Source organism: Mariniflexile sp. (genome assembly GCF_052728615.1).
The window spans coordinates 1-22,249 of record NZ_JBFVFE010000040.1 but is presented as its reverse complement, the minus strand read 5'-3'; the positions used below and the strand labels follow the sequence as shown (position 1 = coordinate 22,249).

The following is a 22,249-nucleotide window of genomic DNA, read 5'->3' as shown; positions in this document are numbered from 1 at the left end:
CTCCTCGATATAAATTGCCTACCCATATTTTGGCCCTAAAGGGACATAGATGATGGAAAAAGCAACATGGTTATGGTTTCAACGTGAAGTTAAGCTCCTTTCCAGGGGCTAAAGTTGCTTTTTCGTTTTCCTTCACACCGTTAACAGCTAACTGTATGGTTTTTGTATTTAAAGATTGAATTGTTAGCTTATTGTTTTCAAGCTTTACAAATACATCAACTTCTTCTGAAAACGTCATTTTAAGTTTGTTTAATTCTAATGTTTTGACTGAAAAGAAAACAGAATGATTTTCTTTGGTTAATGAAGTTGGTTGAGTACCATTGATTTTCCATTTCGAATGGTTTACTTGCCAACCTTTTAAATCTGGGTTGTTTTTTTCTTCATCTATTCTATCATCATATTTCCCAAAAGGAAAAATAACGGTTATAAAGTTGAAATTGCTTTTATTGTTTTTTGAAGCTACGGCCCATTCTTTTCCTCGTGTTCCAGAAGTTGAAACTGAATCAATAGCAACCAATTGGTAAATATCACTTCCTGAACCATCATTAAAAGTAGAGCGTAATAAATTTGGAGCTTCTTCTAATGTATAATGACCTTGCCAAATTTGTTTGTAGGTATGTGGTTTGTCCGATTTAAAATTATCCTTTACAATCCAAAAATCGTCTTTTAAATAAATAACTTGCCGGTTGTAATTTACGCCAATATTTTCAAAACCGTTATGGCTGCCAATGTAAACGTCTAAATTTTCAGTGCTGTTCCACGCCATGGTTTTGGGTTGTGGCAATACCTTAAACTTGCCAAAACCACTACCACCTTGGTTGGAAGTGTATTCTTTTCCTTGAAGCTCATTGTCAACCAAAGCCACATTTTTAACCATGGAATTTTTAAAGAATTCTAAATCTTTTAATGAATAACGTACTTGATAGTTTGGCAAAATAACCTGCCCATTTGCCATAGCCTGCACACCTAACATATCGCCATGTTGGTGGTCTGGTTTTTCTTTGTCCAACCCGTTGGAAATAATCATCATCTTATCTTTCGGTTTCCAGCCTTCTCGCATGATGTAATAACCTGTTGTTGGAAATGTGACCGATTTAAAAACGGGTGTCGTCGATTCAATATTATTGAGCATGTTTAATTGCGAATCGCTTACATACCAAAACATGTTTGTATCTACATAGCTGTTAGCGAAATAACCCATTTCAGAATTTTCGAATAATAAATATCCTAATGTTAAAGCTCCCGAAATATCATTTTTTTCGCCCCAAGGCGTATCGGTATCGTCTGAAAAAACTGGTGCTGATTTATCTGGATACGCAATTTTTGTTAAGGTGGTAAATAACGATTTCAACTTGCTTTCCCAGAAATCATCCACTTTTAAATGGCTGTTTTTAGCTAATTGATACACGTAGTAATAATTGTCGATATCGCTTATATGGTAATGCACGGTACGCTCAAACTGAAAACCATCGTCATTAATTTCTTTATCTAAATGGGCTCCCAGTTGATTCATGGCCAATTCATACCACTTGTCCGAATCTTTAAAATCTTGAAACAAAATGGAAAGCATTGCTAGAGCTGACATCCCTCTGGTCTGATGGTTTCCAGGTACAAATTCCGCATTGGTTTCATATAAACTGGAGGCATGTTGTAATAAAGTGGCAATAGTTAAAAGCTGATCTTCATCAGAATAACCGTTTTCACCCAAAAACATATTATGAATTTGCAACCAATTCAAGATGCGATACCCCGACCTAAAAGCTTCGTAAACACCGTTGCCATCTTCAATGGTTTCATAATCATCAGCCAATAAAGCGGCATTTAAAGATTTTAATTGGTTTTTGAAATAGTTTAAATATTCAGGTTTTTTATTCTGATAGTTGTAATAGAAAGCAATATCCACCATTTTATGTTGGCGTGCCAAATGGCGCAACGCATAGGCGTTAACAGGATCACCATTTTGGTAATTAAAAGGCAGCTTCCAATTAGTAGAATCTGTAAATTTTGAAAGATGCTCCAATGCTCTTTCGGTATGGCCGCTTTCAGCTTCCGGATAAATGGTATTATATGATTTAAAACGTGCATCAAAATTTCTCCAATCATAAAAATAACGTTCAGAGAATTTTTCACGAAAATAGTTGGCTAATTGTGCATTTGAAATAGATGGAGTTTCCCCTAACGATTCCTGTACATCCGACTTTAAAAAACTAGCAAGTTTATTAATTTCAATGATTTGGTTTGAAGGAATAGTTTGAGCATACGTTTTTAGAAACCCAACAAAACAAAGAACAACCAGAAAACTTTTAGTTATATGTTGAAATAAGTGGGTCATTTAAATTATGTGTTAATTTCAAGTGAACTCATTCTTTTTTTGAGGTGCTATTCATAAAACAACTCTGTAAACATGCTTATTAGCCAATCGCTATAAATGCGAATCAATCGTAATTCAAAAATATCAATACATTAATTTCAATTCCAAGTTTTGGACCACTTCAATTTTACCGGAATTCACAATAGTATTTTCTCTAGGTTCCTGCCCTTTTTCGCCCCATAAAATGGCGATGATTTTTACAGGATTATTTTTAAAAGTATTATTAGCGAACGCCACATTTACAATACCTCTGTTTTTTATTAAAATTTGGTCTTTTTCTGCTTTTCCGGAATTGGTAATCGTGTTGTTTTTAAGTGTTAAGTTTCCGCCAATGGTAGATTCGTCGTAGCCACCACGGTAGTAATCTAAAACAACTTCTTGAATGTTATCAAAAGTTGTGTTGGTGATGGTTACAAATTCCGCATTATAATCCCCACCATCATTGGTTTCTTTATTGAGCATGAAACCACGTTCGCAATTTTTAATGGTTGAATTAGCTACCAAAACAGTATCAGCAAACGATCCTTTCGACGCTTCTAAAACAGATTTAAAATTTTTAATCTCTACTTGGTCAATGAATAAATTATACGCTTTACTCATATTCTTATCTAAAGTAGTAAAGGTGTTTTGGGATTTGTTTCCGGTTAGAACAATATTTTTAAGCCTTAAGTTGCCTTTAGGATGGATTTCAAAAGCTGTTTTTTCTGAAGTAAAAACCAACTCCGGTTTATTGTTTTTGTCTTTTGAAACAATTGAAAGGTCTTTATCTATTTTTAAGTTGGAATTTACAGTGTATTTGCCTTTTTTAAGTGAAATAATGTCGCCTGATTTGGCATCTTTCAAAGCGTTAACTAATGCTTCCGAAGTTGAAACGTTGAATGTTTTAGGGTTTGTTTTTTCTTTTTCAGATGAAAACCAATTGGTGCCGTATTTTGTTTTGTCAATTAAAACAGCATTTTCTTTAACAGGGTTTACAATGGCGCCGACACTATTATTGTTTGAAGTTCTCTCATTTCCGAATAGGTCTTTGGTAATGGTTTCAAAATCAAAGCCCGCATAAACATCATGTATGTTTTTATTTAGAACGAATAAATTATCTGTCTTTTTAGTAACCGAAACGTTTTCTGTGATCAATCCTTCCGGCTTTACATCACTTTTATTTTCGTTATTGATGAGGTTGTTTTTAAAAGTAACACCGTCCACTTTATCATAATTTACGATAGGATTGGTGTCTGCAACCTCATTGTAAATTAAATTATTGGCAACCACAACACGTTCTGGTCGTGCCGAACGGATTTCGGTGGCGGGCAATACATCACTTTGGCTTACATTGGAGCCTACACTAAACTGCCACGGCGATTTACAATCTATAAACGAATTGTATGCCACCACCACGTCAGTAACTTGGTTGTAACGGTTTTGTGGTGCTTTTGGTATGCCGTTCATAACAGCCAATGCACTTCTGAATGCTTCGCCCTTTATCTTGTAAAAATAATTGTTGGTTATCCAATGCCCGGTATTGATAACACGGATGCCGCCAATAAATTTAGACGCATCGCTGCCAATAAACACATTGCCATCTATTTTGGCGTAGTTGCCATGGCGCAGTACCAAAGACCCTTCGCTTTCAAAAAACAAATTATTTCTAAATTCGTTAAAATTAGATTTACTGGAAATGATTTCAATTTCGCCATTGCAACGTTCAAAAAAGTTGTTGGCAACCAAGGTGTGCGATGGCGTCATGGACGTGCCACTATCTCCCAATTGAATGGTTTCCCCATGTGGGCCACCTTTTCGTGGGCGCGGTCCAAAATGATTGTTTATTATTTTATGGTAATTATAAATGTTTTCATTCCCTTCCAAGCGAATCATAATAGTTGGCCCGAAGTTTGATTTTCCGGTCATGTAATTGTTGCTCAACTCATTATGTCTTCCCCAAAATTCTACCCAGTGGTCGCTAACATCGCGGTCTGGTTGCGTAAATTCTTCCATAACGCATTGGGTTACTTTACTATGGTTTGCAACCGTTTCGTCATCAATTTTAAATTGAATCACGTTTTTTGATGGGGTATGCCCATTTTTAAAATACAAATCGCTAACAACCAAATAACTGCCCCCTAATTTTAAATTAGAAACGCCTTCAATGGTTACTTTTCCTTTTTCTTCGGCAGTTAATGTAATGGGGTTTTCTTTGGTGCCTTTGCCGTAAAACTTGATTTCAACGTTGTTCCAAACACCATTTGCCATAACGATATTATCGCCAGCCTTACAGTTTTTTATAGCGTCGTTTAACTCATTTATATTGTTGACTTTAACGCTGTTAGTTTGCGCTGCTAATTGGCATGTTATGAATAGGATGAGCAAACTTGAAATTAATACGGTTCTTTTCATTTTTTTTTATTGTATTTATTATAAGTACATGACAAAAATTGAAACATACATTTTAAATGACTGATTGTCAATAGCTCTATAATATTTGGCGTTTCAGACCTGTCAGGTTTTTAAAACCTAACAGGTCTTGATTTCAGTAGGCTTAATAGAGTTTAATAAATGTTAATATAATTTTTTGTCATGTACTAAAGTATTTATTACTAAAGTAAGGAAAGACTGTTTTAAGATTCTTTCCAAAGTTTCTGCACTTTCTTCAAGTCGCTTTTCATGGCATCAAACACCACTTTTTTATCAACAGAAATTTCTGTGTTTCCTTTTTCTGCACCGCCTAAATCGTATTCTAAGTGAAGGGATACTGGTGGCTTTATTTTGTATTGTTTTAATAACTTAAAATATTTGTTAAAATCTACCATACCTTCGCCAATGGGCACATTGATGGCTTCCCATTTCCCATGGATTTGTCCCCATTTAAAATCCTTTAGCACGATAACCTTAATAGTAGGATACAGAAGTTTTAAGCCATTTTCCCAAGAATAACCACCTTCCGCCGTGGCATGCCGAATGTCATACTGGGTGCCAAAATAGTCAGGATTAACGGTTTCCAGTATTTTATGTATTTCCCAATACGATGCACCAACACTAACACCGGCATGGTTTTGGTAACAACCAATAAGGTTTAATTTTTTATTAAGTTCGCCCAATTTTTTTATTTCTTCTTGATAAAACAATAAAGCATCTTGCATGGATGTATCTTCTTTATATTTAAACCAATTGGTTCTGTAATAACCAATATTTTCTGAAGAAGCGGTTTCTAAAACAGCGACATCCAAAGGATTGTTTACGCTCTCGATACTTGTGGTAATCATTTTGCAGTTCACACCATTTGCTGTGAAGGCTTTTACTGCTTTAGGAAGATCGGTTTTTACCGATTCCGGAAGTACGTGTCCGTTGGGTCGAACGGTTAGATCCACACCTGAAAAACCCATTTCGGCTACCATTTCGCTAGTGGTTTTATAATCCAGAAACTGAAGGTGTTTTGAGAATATATTAACATCGAGCAAATCGTTTGGTTGTTCCATTATAAAATTTTGAAAAGGGAATGTTGAAAAAGGCAACAAACCCGCTGCACAGGCTGTTTTGGTAATAAATGATCGTCTGCTTGTCATGTTTAAGTTAATTTAATATCAAAAATGGACTCTCTAATTTAAGATTAAAATACAATAAGCCTTTAAAAAGTTAAAGGCTTATTGCGTATTTACTATTATATAACTATTATAAACAAACTATTCAATTACTATTTTTTTGGTAGCACTACCACTTTCAGCATTTATTTTTAATACATAAATACCTTTAGCTAAGCTTGCTATGTTTAAACGATTATTCACTAATGCTTTTTCAGAAATAACTTTGGCACCAAGTACATTGTACATTGCTACCGAAGAAATTCTCACTTTATTGGATTCAATAGCGATATAATCTTTTGCTGGGTTTGGATATACTTTCAAACCTTCGATTTGGTTTTTAGATAATCCTAAACTTGGATCAGCTTGACCTAATACTTGCCACCAAGTAGTTGCAATTCTTAATTCATCAATAGTAACACCTGGTGTATTGTTATTAGAATCCTGTCTAATAAAGAAACTATTAAGATCTGACCTTTTTCTAATAGAGGGTATAGAATTGATCATTTCTGCTGGAGCAGTAACTGAAGATGGCTCTGTGTTAGTAACAGGAGGGTCAATCCAAAATGTTCCTGTATTATCTTGTGTATTGTCTGTAGGCATGATATACTTCATTACAACTAAATGCTCTGATCCAAATGGAAATACTGTAGGCGACCAATTTGTTTCACCACTAACATCGGCTAAATTTATTCCTAAATTATACCCTGCTCCACTTGCTCTAACACAAACTGAACCAGCATAATTATTAGTCGAATTTGTCAAACTCAATATCTGCTTACCATCTGTTGTGTTTGGTGCAGTAGCAGAAGGACTATATTCATCTATCTGTACAAGACAAGAATAATAAACTGTAGTACCACTCACTTGGGAGGTGAATTTAATTTGAGGGTCTGATAGACCTCCAATTATATATACCGCATTTCCTGTAGGAGTTGGTAAACCACTAGGAGCAGTAAATGTAGATAGTACAATCACTTCATCTATAGCACTTGTTCCACCGTTAATCCAATTGCCTCCACCAGGACCTGGATAAGTTTGACCAATTAATGGATTTCCTACAGTATAATTAAAATCCTCATATAATGGCAAAGTAGCTTGTGCAAAAGACTGACCTATAGTCAAAATTAATGCGAAAATAAAAAGTAATGTTTTTTTCATAATGTAAAGTTTTAAAAGTTTTAAATTGTTTTAGTAAAATTAGTAATACAGTAATATCCAAAAATCCAAATTTGGTATATCAATTGTGTGATTTTTGTTTATTTACAAAATAACAATAATCGTTCAAATTGGTTTACCAAATTGGTTTACCAAAAATACACAAAATTTTGGATTGACCAACTATTTTCAACAAAAAATTATGTTAATTTATGATTTAAAGCTATCTACACAAGGAGTTTGGTTATTATATTTTTGAAAAATCACAATTAAAATATTTTAATACATAAGGATATCGTTACCATGATAGTTTAAAATAAACCAAATAACCAGTTAAAATAGGGTAAATAGATAGGATACATACATCTAAGGGGTATCTATTAGTTAATGCCATTGAAAAAAAATAACGTTTATTTCGTTAAAATTCATATAATACTTCCTTTTTTCTGAGTATAAATTTGTTACTTTAGCACCTTAAATTTTAAATTAATAATAAGAAAATGAAAATAATTAAATTTTTAGGAGTTGTATTATCAGCTTCCATTTTATCATCTTGTGGAGGAAAAGGCATTTCAAAAAAACCTTTAAAAACTGAAATTGATTCGGTAAGTTATGCTTTAGGAGCCAATATGGGAAGCCAAATTAGAATCAATGCATCTGAAATTGATAAGGAAATTTATGTGCAAGGATTTTTAAATGCTTTGGATTCTACAAACATTTTATTGGACGATGCTAAATCGCAAGCAGTTTTGAATACCTATTTTCAGAAGAAACAAGCTGAAAAAATGAAAAAACAACAAGAAGATGCTGAAAAAGAAAAAGGGGTAGGTGTGAAATTCTTGGAAGACAACAAATCTAAAGACGGTGTTAAAGTAACCGAAAGTGGGTTGCAATATATAGTTTTAAAAGAAGGAACCGGTGCTAAACCAACTGCGGAATCTAAAGTAAAAGTACATTACCATGGTACTTTAATTGACGGAACTGTATTTGATAGCTCGGTAGATAGAGGAGAGCCAGCAGAATTTGGTGTTAACCAAGTGATACCGGGCTGGACAGAAGGTTTGCAATTAATGTCCGTAGGTTCTAAATATAAATTTTTCATCCCTCAAGAATTAGGTTATGGGGCTAGACAAGCTGGCGAAAAAATCAAACCATACTCTACATTGATTTTTGAAGTTGAATTGTTGGAAATAGAAAAATAAACCAAGAATTTAATAAAGAACTCATTTAATTTTTTTCAATTGGCTAAAAAATTATCCTTTTGCACCCATTTTTTTGTCTTTTTTTTACTTCCGTAACGATGCTATGCAACTAAAAAAAGCCTTCAACTGGTCATAAAATGACGAATTTTCGCTTCAATCCAAAAAGTTTAAATGAGTTCAAAATTTAAAAAAGCAGAAAGTTTACTTTTTGCTTTTTTTATGCATAAAAATGAATATTTGCCAAATAAACAAATCAAGGTTGTAAATTTGTGCCAAATTAAAAAGCATAACATGAGTCACAAAGCCGGTTTTGTAAACATTATTGGAAATCCCAACGTGGGTAAATCTACCTTGATGAATGCCTTTGTTGGCGAAAAGCTATCCATCATCACATCGAAAGCCCAAACCACGCGCCACCGTATTTTAGGAATTGTTAATGGTGACGATTTTCAAGTGGTCCTTTCCGATACGCCGGGTATCATAAAACCCGCTTATGAACTGCAAGAGAGCATGATGGGCTTTGTAAAGTCTGCTTTTGACGATGCCGATGTATTATTGTATATGGTAGAAATTGGTGAGCAAGAGCTAAAGGATGAGGCTTTTTTCAATAAGATTACCAGTTCAAAAATTCCGGTATTGCTTCTATTGAATAAAATAGATAAATCCAACCAAGAGCAATTGGAAACCCAAGTACAGGTTTGGGCAGAAAAAGTGCCCAATGCCGAAATTTTTCCTATTTCAGCTTTAGAAGGTTTTAATGTAAAGGAAGTGTTCAACCGCATTATTGAGTTGTTGCCAGAGTCACCGGCATTTTATCCAAAAGACCAATTAACCGACAAACCAGAACGTTTTTTTATCAATGAAACCATTCGCGAAAAAATTCTTATTCATTATAAAAAGGAAATCCCGTATGCTGTTGAAATAGAAACCGAAGAGTTTTTTGAAGAAGAAAACATCATCAGGATACGTTCTGTGATTATGGTAGAGCGCGAAACCCAAAAAGGTATTATTATTGGCCATAAAGGAAGTGCCTTAAAACGGGTAGGGGTAGAAGCCAGAAAAGATTTGGAAGCTTTTTTTGGTAAACAAATCCACTTGGAAACGTATGTGAAAGTGAATAAAAATTGGCGCAGTAACCAAAACCAGTTAAAACGATTTGGGTATAATAACTAGAAATGGTAATAATAACTTATGGATTAGCTAACAATTAATTAAAGTGTGTTTTTAATATTTGCTAAAAATCATTCTGTTAAGTTAGTTTAGTTTAAAAGTCTTGGTTGAAACCTCAATTAAGGCTTTCTTATTTTAAAACGGCATGCATAAAATTTTGAAGTTCCCTCATGTCACTTTTGCCGGATGCTTTTCCAATACTACCTCCAAAATACTTTGGTCATTCTAATTTTTACCTTGCTCTCTATCATAAACTGTTAATTAGGGCTACTTATATGCAACAAATATCCCTTTAGGGACAAAATACGGGTAGCCTTAATATCCAATGGTAAAGTCGTGCCTTTGGATACGACATCTGGTGTGCTAAAAAAAAGAGGATTTATAACTTCTAAAAGATGTCGCAATAGAATTTGATGTATCTACATTTTTAAATCTGTTTGGCACATTTTGTACCTAAAGGCACAAAAGGCATATTTTATTATGGTGCTACCCACATAAAGTCCCTAATGGGACTAGAGGGATGACTTACATATCGATTTTTTTTCTCCGAACAACCATGCTTTAAATGTTAAAAAACTAGGGGCGAACCAAAACCATAAATTATTTGTTTTTAGGTGATTTAATGTGAAACTGTGCCCAAAAAGGACTTTAAAAGTCTTGGTTGAAACCTCAATTAAGGCTTTCTTATTTTAAAACGGCATGCATAAAATTTTGAAGTTCCATCATGTTTCCTTTGCCGGATGCTTTTCCAATACTATTCCCAAAATACTTTGGTCATTCTAATTTTTACCTTGCTCTCTATCAGAAACTGTTAATTAGGGCTACTTATATGCAACAAATGTCCCTTTAGGGACAAAATACGGGTAGCCATTAATATCCAATGGTGAAGTCGTGCCTTTGGGTACGACACATCTGGTGTGCTTAAAAAAAGAGGATTTATAACTTCTAAAAGATGTCGCAATAGAATTTGATGTATGCTACATTTTTAAAATCTGTTTGGCACATTTTGTACCTAAAGGCACAAAAGGCATATTTTATTATGGTGCTACCCACATAAAGTCCCTAATGGGACTAGAGGGATGACTTACATATCGATTTTTTTTTCTCCGAACAACCATGCTTTAAATGTTAAAAAACTAGGGGCGAACCAAAACCATAAATTATTTGTTTTTAGGTGATTTAATGTTAAACTGTGCCCAAAAAGGACTTTAAAAGTCTTGGTTGAAACCTCAATTAAGGCTTTCTTATTTTAAAACGGCATGCATAAAATTTTGAAGTTCCATCATGTTTCCTTTGCCGGATGCTTTTCCAATACGGCCTCCAAAATAAAGTAAAACCCAAATAATGACCATTAAAAGCATCATCCCTATTTGGATAGCATAACTTGTTTTTAGTGCCCAGTTTGAATAAGCCCAAATACCAAAGGCAATAAATAACCCCGCCACCATAAAATGAAGAAACATAAAAAATGTCCAAACCGTTGGGTTGGGGCCAAATAAACCATGCAGCAAACAGGAGTTTGCATCTACTTCATTGATTTCCAAATGTAGTTGTGGCGACCAGAAATGTTGTTTGTGCTTCGGGAATTTTATAAATACATGGTCGTCAATTCTATTAACAATAAAGTCAGATTGCGTTTTTTTACTATCTTGAAAGGCACTTAAAACAGTTTCATTATTTTTTGGTATTTCAATTTTAAATCGCGGTCTTAAAATAATATCGTTGGTTGTTGTCATTTAGCTGGTGTTTTGCGGACATGAAAATACCATTTTTTCTTCAAAACAGAACAATTTAGTGGTTGCTAGGGCTAACGCAAAAAAAAGTCTTACATAACTCATAATCAACTCATTTAATTAATGTGCTTTTTTTCTTTGCGTATCTCTGTGTAATAATTAGTCCGTTTTCGGTCGCAGTCGCAGTCGCAGTTTTCAGATGGTTACGTTATGCTTTGCGTCTTTGCGCCTTTGCGAGAAAAAACCTTTGTGAGCCTCTGTGAAACCTCTGTAAATCTTCTATGCTTGCTTTGTGCAACTCTGTGAAATAACTGTAACTCAAAGACACACAAAGTGTTACATAAAGTTCCTCAAAGGATTTCGAGTCTCTAAAAGCGTTTATCCTAATAGTTGCCAAAAAAAAAGGTATGCGTCGTGTATATTTCCTATTTTTGCAAAAAATTTAGCAAATCTTGTTAAAGATATAAAACAGTTAAATCTGTTGCACACAATATAAAGATTATGAGTAATATAGTTGCTATAGTAGGGCGCCCCAATGTAGGGAAATCAACGTTTTTCAATCGCTTGATCCAACGCAGGGAAGCCATTGTTGATGCGGTTAGTGGTGTTACCAGAGACCGCCATTATGGTAAAAGCGATTGGAACGGAAAAGAGTTTTCGTTGATTGATACTGGTGGCTATGTTAAAGGAAGTGATGATGTTTTTGAAGCTGAAATAGATAAACAAGTAGAATTGGCCATTGACGAAGCCGATGTTATTATTTTCATGGTTGACGTAGAATCTGGTGTAACAGGTATGGATGAAGACGTTGCAAAATTACTTCGTAAAGTAAATAAACCTGTATTTTTAGTGGTAAATAAGGTTGATAATGCGAAACGTGCCGAAGATGCCGTGGAGTTTTATTCGTTAGGCTTAGGTGAATATTACACAGTAGCCAGTATTAACGGAAGTGGTACGGGCGATCTATTGGATGCCTTGGTTAAAGTGCTTCCAGAAAAGGAAACCCTTGTTAATGAAGAATTACCTCGTTTTGCAGTTGTTGGTCGCCCAAACGCAGGAAAATCATCGTTTATTAATGCTTTAATTGGTGAAGACAGATACATTGTTACCGACATTGCAGGAACTACCAGAGACTCCATCGATACAAAATATAACCAGTTTGGTTTTGAATTCAACATCGTTGATACAGCTGGTATTAGAAGAAAAGCAAAAGTAAAAGACGATTTAGAGTTTTATTCCGTGATGCGTAGTGTGAGAGCTATTGAGCATTGCGATGTGTGTTTGTTGGTTTTGGACGCTACCCGTGGGTTTGACGGACAGGACCAAAACATATTTTGGTTGGCAGAGCGTAATAGAAAAGGGATCGTGATTTTGGTAAACAAATGGGATTTGGTGGAGAAAGACCATAAAACAACCCTAGAGTTTGAAAAAGCCATCCGGAAAGAAATGGAACCATTTACCGATGTGCCTATTATATTTATCTCAAGCATCTCAAAACAACGTATTTATAAAGCCATAGAAACGGCCGTTGAGGTTTATAATAACCGTACCAAAAAGATTAAAACAAGTAAGCTCAACGAGGTGATGTTACCTATTATTGAAAGCTATCCGCCGCCAGCGAATAAAGCTAAATACGTGAAAATAAAATACGTGATGCAGTTGCCAACACCGCAACCGCAATTTGCTTTTTTCTGTAATTTACCGCAGTATGTTAAAGAACCGTATAAACGTTTTTTAGAAAATAAATTACGTGAGCATTTCGATTTTAAGGGGGTGCCTGTTAGTGTTTATATGAGGAAAAAATAGGTTTGTTGGTTATTGGTTTTTTTGAACCTTGAGTTTAAAACTTTGAACAAATGGTAAACATAAATCAGCTGTTTTTGTAATATTGTAAATACCGCGACTGAGTACCGCAACTGAAAACTAAATATCACCACCCCCCAGAGGCACCACCACCCCCAAAGCCGCCGCCGCCGAAACCACCGCCAAAGCCGCCGCCGCCGCCGAATCCGCCACCGCCAGAACTTCCGCTACCAAAACCGCCGCCGGAAGAACGCCCCATACTGCTTAAAATAATAGCGTCCAAAAGACTGAAGCCACCCGATTTATTGCCATGCTTTCCGCCCTTGCCACCACGTCTGTTTTTTGAGATCGATATGATTATGATTATAAATATGAAAATAAGAATTATAATAAGCTTTGGAGGAAATCCATCGTTCGATTCCTTTCGAGTGCCTTGATATTCCCCAGTTAAAACTTCAAAAATAGCATCGGCACCTCTGTTCAAACCACCATAGTAATCGTCTTGCTTAAAAAACGGAAGAATATCCTGTTCTATAATACGCTTCGACAAAGCATCGGTTAAAAGATACTCAATACCCTTTCCTGTGTTTATAGCAATCCGTCTGTCATCCCTTGCCAATAAAATTAAGATCCCATTATCTTCCTTGGCTTGACCAATACCCCATTTTTCGCCCCATTGAGCCCCTAAATAATTAATGTTTTCGCCTTCAGTGGAATTTATAATTGCAATTACAATCTGTGTTGATGTAGTGTCTGAATACTTGATTAATTTTTGCTCTAAACTGCTTTTTTCAGCAGGTGGTAACAGATTGATATAATCGTAAACACTGGTTTGAAAATCTGGTTTTTTAGGGATTTCAAATTGTGCATGTACTATTTGAACACAAAATAGCCCTACTACAAAAAGCAAAACGTTAATATGTTTATGGGATGTTTTCAATGGGATGTTATATTTTGGTTTGTTATAAAATTTTCCTCTTTGGGGAAATGTCTGCAAGACAAAGGGCATTAGCCTTTGGAAATTTCATCAGACAGTTCGTTAACATCTAAATCTGTATAGGGGAAATATTTTTTTAGTTGCTCGCCCGATTTTAAAATGCCTTCAACCAAACCTTGTTTAAAGTTACCTGTTTTAAAATGCGATTGCATAACGTCTTTAGTGCTATCCCAAAAGTTATTGGAAACTACCTCATTAATGCCTTTGTCGCCATAAATAACAAAGGTTTTTTCTTCAACGGCTACATAAATCAATACGGCATTTTGCAGTTTGGTGTTCTCCATTTTCAGCATGTAAAAAACCTCTAAGGCACGGTTGGTGGCATTACCATTAGAGGTTTTTTCAATATGTACCCGTATTTCGCCAGAGGTGTTCAATTCCGCAATTCTTATCGCTTCTATAACGGCTTGCTCTTCGCTGGCGGTTAAAAAATCTTCAATATTGTTTGGCATGTTTTAAGGTGTTTACTTCAACTTTTTCTAAAATGGAATATTTTTAGAATGCAGATTTATTTAAAATTAAAATCCACATCGGGCGCATTTTCACTTCCAGCATCTGCTTTATAATAATTCATTTGCTCAAAATTAAATATCCCGGCCAATACTGAATTCGGAAATATTTTAATGTGCTTATTGTAAGGTTCCACAGCTTCATTAAAACGGTCCCTTGCTACGTTAATTCTGTTTTCAGTGCCTTCCAATTGAGACTGTAATTCTAAAAAGTTTTGATTTGCCTTTAGTTCAGGATACCTTTCAACTACTACTAATAATTTGGATAAAGCCCCCGTTAAACCCTGTTGTGCCTGTTGAAACTGCGCCATGTTTTCCGGTGTCAGGTTATTGGCATCAATAGTTGTTTTTGTAGCTTCACTTCTAGCTTTTATTACCGCTTCTAAAGTGCTTTTTTCAAAATCGGCAGCGCCTTGAACTGTTTTTACCAAGTTTCCAATAAGGTCGTTTCTGCGTTGGTAACTACTCTCTACATCACCCCAACTTCTGGTTGCAGTTTCTTTTAAATTTACAGCAGTATTATTGAATCCTTTTGCCCAAGAATAAAGTCCGATCGCTATTACAGCAATTATAATAACAGGAATAAGCCATTTTTTCATTATGATTAAATTTTGTGGTTTATGATTAATTTTGTTTAATAAGTAGTAAAATTTTGAAAAATGTTACAAATGTTGTTTGATTTTTATAAGTTGGTTTTTTACGTCCTCTAATTTAGTGATAATTTCAAAATTAGTAAGCGTTTCTTTCTTATCTTCCTTTAAATGGATTTTAGCACCTTCAAGCGTGAAACCACGTTCCTTAACCAAGTGGTAAATAAATTTAAGGTTTTTGATGTCTTCCGGCGTGAATTTTCTATTGCCCTTAGCGTTTTTTTTAGGTTTAAGAGCGTCAAATTCTTTTTCCCAAAAGCGAATCAATGAGGTGTTTACGCCAAAAGCCTTGGCAACTTCGCCAATACTGTAATAACGTTTTTCGGGTAGTTCTATATACATTAATCCAATGATTGGTTTTCTAACGAAGCGTGCTCTAGCATTTTGTTGAATTCTTCGGCAGTTAAACTTCCGTAGTAAAAGTTTATAGGGTTTATGCGTTCGCCATCCTTAAAGATTTCATAATGCAAATGTGGCGCCTCTGAACGCCCGGTACTGCCCACAAACCCTATCAGATCGCCACGTCTTACCTTTTGGTTTTTCCTAACATTGTACTTGTATAAATGGGCGTATAAACTCTCATAACCGTAGCCATGATCTATTCTTATATGGTTTCCGTAACCTGTTGCGGTATTGTCTGCACGTTCCACTACACCATCACCCGATGCATAAATAGGGGTGCCCCTAGGGGATGAAAAATCCATTCCATAGTGCATTTTCCTAACTTTGGTAAAAGGGTCCGAGCGTATCCCGTAGCCAGAAGCCATTCTTTTAAGGTCTTCATTTCTAACGGGTTGTATAGCGGGAATGGCAGCCAAAAGTTTTTCTTTTTCCTCAGCAAGTTGCGCTATTTCATCAAGGGATTTGGATTGGACCACAATTTGTTTTTGAAGAACATCCAAACGTTTATTGCTTTCAATAATCAGTTTCGAATTATCAAAACCTTCAAAATCCTTATATCTGTTAACACCTCCAAATCCGGCTTTACGTTGCTCATCTGGTATGGGGTTTGCTTCAAAATAAACACGGTAAATATTGTTGTCCCTATCGGCTACATCGGCCAAAACAGTTTCGGCTTCCTTCATTTTTTTATTCAACAGTTCAAACTGTAACTGTGCATTTTGTAGCTCCCGTTTTAAAGCACGTTCCTTGGGCGATTCTATATATTGGCTCGCGATAAAAACAAACAAAAATCCAAATAATGCCGACCCTAAAAGAAACACAGAGGCATACTTAAGCGTATTTCGTTTTCTGCGCTTTATTTTCTTATAGGAAAGCGATTCCGGATCGTAATAATATTTTACCTTACTCATTTACTAATTTATTCTATTTTTGCACTTTATTAAATGCCCTATATACTGAATTTTAATAATTAACGCCCAAACTTGCTAAATATTAAGTTGAAACCGATAATTATTAAGATTTACGATATTTTGGAAACAGTAAAGATAAAAATTGTTTTGCAATTAAAGCTATTTTAACAATTCAGTAACTATTTTATATATAATTAATGAAGCCACAAGTAATGAAATCACAAGATATTCGTTCTAAATTTTTAAGTTTTTTTGAAGATAAGAAACACAGCATCGTGCCATCTGCACCTATGGTTTTAAAGGACGATCCCACTTTAATGTTCGTTAATTCTGGTATGGCGCCTTTTAAAGAGTATTTTTTAGGAAACGCAGTGCCAAAAAACAATAGAATTGCCGATACCCAAAAGTGCTTGCGTGTTTCTGGAAAACATAATGATTTGGAAGAAGTTGGGTACGATACCTACCACCATACCTTGTTTGAAATGTTGGGTAACTGGAGTTTTGGCGATTATTTTAAGAAGGAAGCGATTGCTTGGGCTTGGGAGCTATTGGTTGATGTTTACGGTATTGATAAGGATATTTTATACGTTACCGTTTTTGAAGGAAGTGATGAAGATAAACTACCGATGGATACCGAGGCTTATGGTTTATGGAAACAATTTATTGCTGAAGACCGTATTTTAAAAGGAAACAAAAAGGATAATTTTTGGGAAATGGGCGACCAAGGGCCTTGTGGGCCCTGTAGCGAAATACATGTGGATATTCGTTCTGCGGAAGAAAAAGCGAAGGTTTCCGGGAAAAATTTAGTGAATAAAGACCATCCGCAAGTAGTGGAAATTTGGAATTTGGTTTTTATGCAATACAACCGAAAAGCCAACGGTAGTTTAGAAAGTTTGCCAGATAAACATATTGACACTGGTATGGGCTTTGAGCGGTTGTGTATGGTGTTGCAAGGCGTTCAGTCTAATTATGATACCGATGTGTTCACCCCAATTATTAGGGAGATTGAAACTATCACCGACAAAAAATATGGTAAAGATACCAAGGTGGATGTAGCGATTCGTGTGATATCAGACCATGTTCGTGCCGTGGCTTTTTCCATTGCCGATGGGCAATTGCCCAGTAACACAGGTGCAGGTTATGTAATTAGAAGGATTTTGCGACGAGCCGTGCGTTACGGGTTTACGTTTTTAGATAAAAAAGAACCTTTTATGTACCGATTGGTGGACGTGTTGAGCGAAAAAATGGGAACCGCTTTCCCAGAAATGAAAGCACAAAAACAATTGGTTGAAAACGTTATAAAGGAAGAAGAGCAATCGTTTTTAAGAACTCTGGATCAAGGTTTGGTGTTATTAAACCGTATTGTCGATGAAACAAAAGGAACGACCGTTTCTGGCGAAAAAGCTTTTGAATTGTATGATACTTACGGTTTTCCAATCGATTTAACCGCCCTTATTTTAAGTGAAAAAGGCTTGGATTTGCATGAAAAAGGGTTTAATGAAGAACTTCAAAAACAAAAAAACCGTTCGCGCGCTGCGAGTGAAATGAGCACCGAAGATTGGACTATTTTAGTAGAGGATAAAGATGAGGGATTTATAGGTTACGATACGCTTGAAGCCAACGTTAAATTAACACGCTACAGAAAAGTAGTCTCTAAAAAAGATGGCGAAATGTATCAATTGGTGTTTAATGTAACCCCGTTTTATCCAGAAGGTGGTGGGCAAGTGGGCGATAAGGGCTACTTGGAAGACGCTCATGGCGATGTGGTTTATATATTGGATACCAAAAAGGAAAATAACGTTATCATTCATTTTACTAAAAATTTGCCTAAACATATTAATGAGTCGTTTAAGGCGGTTGTTGATGCCAAGCAACGCCACAGAACGGAATGCAACCATACCGCTACCCATTTACTGCACCAGGCATTGCGTGAAATTTTGGGAACCCATGTAGAGCAAAAAGGAAGCGCTGTGCACTCAAAAAATCTACGGTTCGATTTTTCACATTTTTCAAAATTGACCACTGAAGAATTGCAAGATGTTGAAAACTTTGTAAATGCAAGAATAGCAGGAAAATTACCGATTATTGAAAAGAGGAATATTCCAAAAGAAGATGCTATTGCCGATGGTGCCATGAGTCTGTTTGGTGAAAAATATGGCGATACCGTCCGTGCGATACGTTTTGGGAAATCCATAGAGCTTTGTGGTGGCACGCATGTTAAAAACACTTCGGATATTTGGCATTTTAAAATAATTTCAGAAGGAGCCGTTGCCTCAGGAATACGTCGTATTGAAGCCATAACCAATGATGCCGTTAAGGATTTTTATTCTGAAAACAACAACCTGTTTTTAGAAATGAAGGAGTTGCTTAACAACGCCCAAGAACCGGTTAAGGCACTTCAAAATTTACAAGAAGAAAATACCCATTTAAAAAAGCAGATTGAAGCCTTATTGAAGGATAAAGCCAAAAATATTAAAGGCGGCCTTAAAAATGAATTGCAAGACATTAACGGAATTCAGTTTTTAGCTAAGAAATTGGATTTAGATGCCTCAGGCATTAAAGATGTGTCGTTTGAATTAGGGCAGCAGTATGGTAATTTATTCTTAGTGTTTGCAACAGAAAATGAAGGGAAAGCATTATTATCATGTTACATCTCCAAAGAGTTGGTAGCAAGTAAAGGTTTAAACGCAGGGCAGGTAGTGCGCGAACTCGGGAAATATATCCAAGGTGGTGGTGGCGGACAACCGTTTTTTGCTACTGCGGGGGGTAAGAATCCAGGTGGGATTGATGAGGCTTTAGGAGCTGCTAAGAAGTACGTGGTTTAGTCGCGCAAAATTTATGGCTCGCAAAGGCGCTAAGGCGCAAAGATTTAAAAGCTAAAAGGTTAGTTATGAATGAAAATGACATTTCAAGGATTATCGTAAACAAATGTTATCAAATTCATGTTGAACTTGGACCAGGTTTGTTAGAGTCTGTTTATGAAGAAGTTTTGTGTTTTGAGCTTATTAATGAAGGATTAATTGTTGAAAGACAAAAAGCATTGCCTGTAATTTGGAAAAATAGTAAACTCAATTTAGGTTTTAGAACAGACCTGATTATTAATAACAAAGTGATTGTTGAAATAAAATCTGTTGAAGAAATTCATCCCGTACATCCAAAACAATTACTAACTTACTTAAAACTGTCAGGATTGAAACTGGGATTATTAATAAATTTCAATAGCCCATTAATAAAAACAGGAATTACAAGATTAGTAAATAACTTATGACCCTTTAAACTTTGCGTCTTAGCGCCTTTGCGCGACAAAAAATGAACTTACAAACCAAAATACCCTCAATAAAACAGTCTAAAAACCTTATAGACTACAACGCCAACATCTTATTATTAGGCTCTTGTTTTGTAGAAAATATTGGTAATAGGCTAGATCATTTTAAGCTTCAAAAGCTTCAAAACCCGTTTGGTATTTTATTTCAGCCCAAAGCGATTGAAACTTTAATTTCAAACGCTATAAATCTTAGGAAATATTCAGAAGATGCTGTTTTTTTCCATAACGAACAATGGCATTGTTTTGAGGCGCATTCAAAATTGAGTCATCCTTCAAAAGAACTTTTGTTAAATAATTTGAATGAAGCCATCCAATCAACACATAAGCAAATCCACGAATCAACACATATTATCATCACATTGGGCACCGCTTGGGTATATCGCTTTATTGAATCTAATCAACTAGTGGCGAACTGTCATAAAGTACCTCAAAAACAATTTGCAAAAGAATTATTATCGGTTGATGACATTGCACTTTCATTGGAAAACATCGTTGGTTCCATTAGAAGCGTGAACACTAAAGCGTCCATCATTTTTACGGTATCGCCCGTGCGCCATTTAAAAGATGGTTTTATAGAAAATACGCAGAGTAAAGCCCATTTAATTTCGGCTATCCATCAAGTGATTCCCCCTTCGGGGGCTAGGGGGCTTTTCTATTTTCCTTCCTACGAAATCATGATGGACGAACTTCGCGATTATCGCTTTTATGCCGAGGATATGCTGCACCCCAACCAAACCGCCATTAATTACATTTGGGAGAAATTCCAAACTGTTTGGGTATCAGAGGAAGCTTCAAAAACAATGGAAACGGTTGAAAGCATTCAAAAAGGACTTCAGCATAAACCATTCCACCCCAATTCCGAAGCACATCAAAAGTTTATTAATGAGTTGGAACTTAAAATAGCAAACATTCAAAGCGAACATGCCCATATTAAATTTTTAATCTGATTGTTTTTTGATTTTCAAATAATCTTGGGGCGATAGTGAAGTTACTTTTTTAAACGAATTAAAAAACGGATTGTATGAGGAAAACCCCGTTTTATAAGCCAAAGACTCCATGGTATTGGTTTTTAAATAGCCATTTTCCATTAAATGGATACTGTCCTTGATCCTGCAATTCATTCGGTATTCGGGAAAGGATATTTTAGAATGGTATTTGAACAAATACACAATGTGGCTTGTTGGTACGCCTAATTTATCAGCAATATAGGTAGGGGATGCTTTAGGGTTTCTGAAAATATACTCTTCCTTGCACAATTTGTCAACTTCTTTAGAATAGCTAACAATGTGATGCATAATTTTTTCTTGCAGTTTTAGGTCTTGATCGTTATTTTTATCATGGTTAAGATGTAAAATCCAATTACTGTTGGTTGATTCAATGGTTTGTTTGTTTTCTTCATCCTGTAAATTAAATTTCAAGATTTTCTTGTTAAGTATGGGGAGTCCATATAATATTTCGGGAGAGAACAAAATTTTAAAATAGATAAACAACCAAAAAACCAATAATAAAACAGCCATTGATTTCCCGGAAATGGTTGATTGAGAGCGAACTTCGGTATAAATGGAAGCCAATAGCGTGATTGCAGCCAGCACATTGATTATGAATAAATAAAGAGTCCAGTTTTTAACTAAGCGAAAGTGTGTGCTGTGTACAAGAACATCTTTTTTAAACCAGATATTTTTGCTCAACAATTTAAAAATCAATATGAGATAGAATGAAATAAAAAGCGTTATTAAAATAAAATTGGTCCATTTCCCAAAATAAAATATAAAACTTCCAGATAGGTATGGGTTCGTATTTATTATAAAAAGAAATACAATAAAAACAAGATGCTTAAAATCTTTAAGGTTAAAAGTTTTACTTTGGAACAGGAGGTTTTGATGGTATAGATAAAAACTAGGAGCTATAATTAAATAGAACAGTGAATGTGGTCCTTTGTCGGGTAATAAAACATCTTGTAACCCTAAGCTATAACTTCCATGGACTAAAAACCGAAAGGATATGATAATAATGATTAATAATAAAAAAGCATTACAAAACGGATTCGATTTGTAAGAAGTGATCATTAGTGCTATGGTAACCATACCAATAATGCCAGTGAAAAAAAATAAAAATGATTCAATCACTTGATAAGGGGATTAATAGAACAAATGTAATAAATTATGACAGTTTATTTGCGCTAGTTAAAAAGCAAATAAAATTATTGTTGAAATTCAAAGGTTTAGCAAATATTTTGTATATTAAACATGGAATTTGAATTATTGAGGGTCTCATTTTATGAAGAAATTCTAAATTTTGTTAGGGGTTGTCTTAAATTAAGGCAACCTTTTTTTATGTGCCTATTTTTAAACGGCACATATTTATATGTAGCCTTAAATCCGCAAGCGAATGTTGAAAAGAAAGTTGAAAAGTCAGTAAAACCAGTGCTTTAAAGACTTTTCACTTT

At 35.2% G+C, this 22,249-nt stretch carries 17 protein-coding genes; 6 read left to right on the top strand and 11 right to left on the bottom strand.

The features are described from left to right. Positions 1–70 precede the first annotated feature (70 nt). From ACU1LP_RS14065 to ACU1LP_RS14050, 4 genes are all read right to left on the bottom strand, one after another. On the bottom strand, positions 71–2,332 hold the full coding sequence (locus ACU1LP_RS14065) for a heparinase II/III family protein (RefSeq protein WP_445736587.1): 2,262 nt from the start codon (positions 2,330–2,332) through the stop codon (positions 71–73). 123 nt (positions 2,333–2,455) lie between these two features. Beyond that, positions 2,456–4,762: a chondroitinase-B domain-containing protein gene (locus ACU1LP_RS14060; protein WP_445736586.1), complete on the bottom strand. Its 2,307-nt coding sequence runs from the start codon at positions 4,760–4,762 to the stop codon at positions 2,456–2,458. 221 nt (positions 4,763–4,983) lie between these two features. Next, positions 4,984–5,928: a sugar phosphate isomerase/epimerase family protein gene (locus tag ACU1LP_RS14055; RefSeq protein WP_445736585.1), complete on the bottom strand. Its 945-nt coding sequence runs from the start codon at positions 5,926–5,928 to the stop codon at positions 4,984–4,986. Between the two features lie 117 nt (positions 5,929–6,045). Next, the gene (locus tag ACU1LP_RS14050) at positions 6,046–7,104 is read right to left on the bottom strand and encodes a T9SS type A sorting domain-containing protein (protein WP_445736584.1); all 1,059 of its coding nucleotides are present in this window, start codon (positions 7,102–7,104) and stop codon (positions 6,046–6,048) included. A 497-nt stretch (positions 7,105–7,601) separates the two neighbouring features. Here ACU1LP_RS14050 and ACU1LP_RS14045 point away from each other — a divergent pair, with 497 nt between their 5' ends. Together ACU1LP_RS14045 and era are read left to right on the top strand one after the other, a co-directional pair. After that, positions 7,602–8,303 carry an FKBP-type peptidyl-prolyl cis-trans isomerase gene (locus ACU1LP_RS14045; protein WP_445736583.1) on the top strand — a complete coding sequence of 234 codons (702 nt, stop codon included), beginning with the start codon at positions 7,602–7,604 and terminating at the stop codon, positions 8,301–8,303. A 291-nt stretch (positions 8,304–8,594) separates the two neighbouring features. After that, positions 8,595–9,476 carry a GTPase Era gene (gene era / locus ACU1LP_RS14040; protein ID WP_445736582.1) on the top strand — a complete coding sequence of 294 codons (882 nt, stop codon included), beginning with the start codon at positions 8,595–8,597 and terminating at the stop codon, positions 9,474–9,476. A 1,241-nt stretch (positions 9,477–10,717) separates the two neighbouring features. Here the strand turns inward: era and ACU1LP_RS14035 are convergent. After that, on the bottom strand, positions 10,718–11,209 hold the full coding sequence (locus ACU1LP_RS14035) for a GTP-binding protein (RefSeq protein ID WP_445732919.1): 492 nt from the start codon (positions 11,207–11,209) through the stop codon (positions 10,718–10,720). Between the two features lie 498 nt (positions 11,210–11,707). On the opposite strand from ACU1LP_RS14035, the gene der reads away from it, so the two are divergent. Further along, positions 11,708–13,012, top strand: a complete 1,305-nt coding sequence (der, locus tag ACU1LP_RS14030; RefSeq protein ID WP_445736581.1) for a ribosome biogenesis GTPase Der — start codon at positions 11,708–11,710, stop codon at positions 13,010–13,012. 124 nt (positions 13,013–13,136) lie between these two features. Here der and ACU1LP_RS14025 read toward each other — a convergent pair whose 3' ends face one another. The 5 genes from ACU1LP_RS14025 to ACU1LP_RS14005 form a co-directional block, all read right to left on the bottom strand. Next, entirely contained in the window at positions 13,137–13,949 is an 813-nt protein-coding gene (locus ACU1LP_RS14025; protein ID WP_445736580.1) for a TPM domain-containing protein, read from the bottom strand. Between the two features lie 68 nt (positions 13,950–14,017). Beyond that, positions 14,018–14,458: a TPM domain-containing protein gene (locus ACU1LP_RS14020; RefSeq protein WP_445732922.1), complete on the bottom strand. Its 441-nt coding sequence runs from the start codon at positions 14,456–14,458 to the stop codon at positions 14,018–14,020. 56 nt (positions 14,459–14,514) lie between these two features. After that, positions 14,515–15,114, bottom strand: a complete 600-nt coding sequence (locus ACU1LP_RS14015) for a LemA family protein (RefSeq protein ID WP_445732923.1) — start codon at positions 15,112–15,114, stop codon at positions 14,515–14,517. 63 nt (positions 15,115–15,177) lie between these two features. Continuing rightward, complete coding sequence (locus ACU1LP_RS14010; RefSeq protein ID WP_445736579.1) at positions 15,178–15,507, bottom strand: MerR family transcriptional regulator; 330 nt, start codon at positions 15,505–15,507, stop codon at positions 15,178–15,180. Then, positions 15,507–16,478, bottom strand: a complete 972-nt coding sequence (locus ACU1LP_RS14005) for a M23 family metallopeptidase (RefSeq protein WP_445736578.1) — start codon at positions 16,476–16,478, stop codon at positions 15,507–15,509. Before ACU1LP_RS14005 ends, ACU1LP_RS14010 begins: the two co-directional genes overlap by 1 nt. A 212-nt stretch (positions 16,479–16,690) precedes the next feature. On the opposite strand from ACU1LP_RS14005, the gene alaS reads away from it, so the two are divergent. From alaS to ACU1LP_RS13990, 3 genes are all read left to right on the top strand, one after another. Next, positions 16,691–19,303 (top strand): alanine--tRNA ligase, encoded by a 2,613-nt coding sequence (gene alaS, locus ACU1LP_RS14000; RefSeq protein WP_445736590.1) that lies wholly within the window; start codon positions 16,691–16,693, stop codon positions 19,301–19,303. 65 nt (positions 19,304–19,368) lie between these two features. Continuing rightward, positions 19,369–19,746 (top strand): GxxExxY protein, encoded by a 378-nt coding sequence (locus tag ACU1LP_RS13995; RefSeq protein WP_445736577.1) that lies wholly within the window; start codon positions 19,369–19,371, stop codon positions 19,744–19,746. Between the two features lie 41 nt (positions 19,747–19,787). Then, complete coding sequence (locus tag ACU1LP_RS13990; protein WP_445736576.1) at positions 19,788–20,750, top strand: GSCFA domain-containing protein; 963 nt, start codon at positions 19,788–19,790, stop codon at positions 20,748–20,750. Here ACU1LP_RS13990 and ACU1LP_RS13985 read toward each other — a convergent pair. Then, positions 20,742–21,929, bottom strand: a complete 1,188-nt coding sequence (locus ACU1LP_RS13985; RefSeq protein ID WP_445736575.1) for a helix-turn-helix domain-containing protein — start codon at positions 21,927–21,929, stop codon at positions 20,742–20,744. The genes ACU1LP_RS13990 and ACU1LP_RS13985 overlap by 9 nt on opposite strands. Positions 21,930–22,249 lie beyond the last annotated feature (320 nt).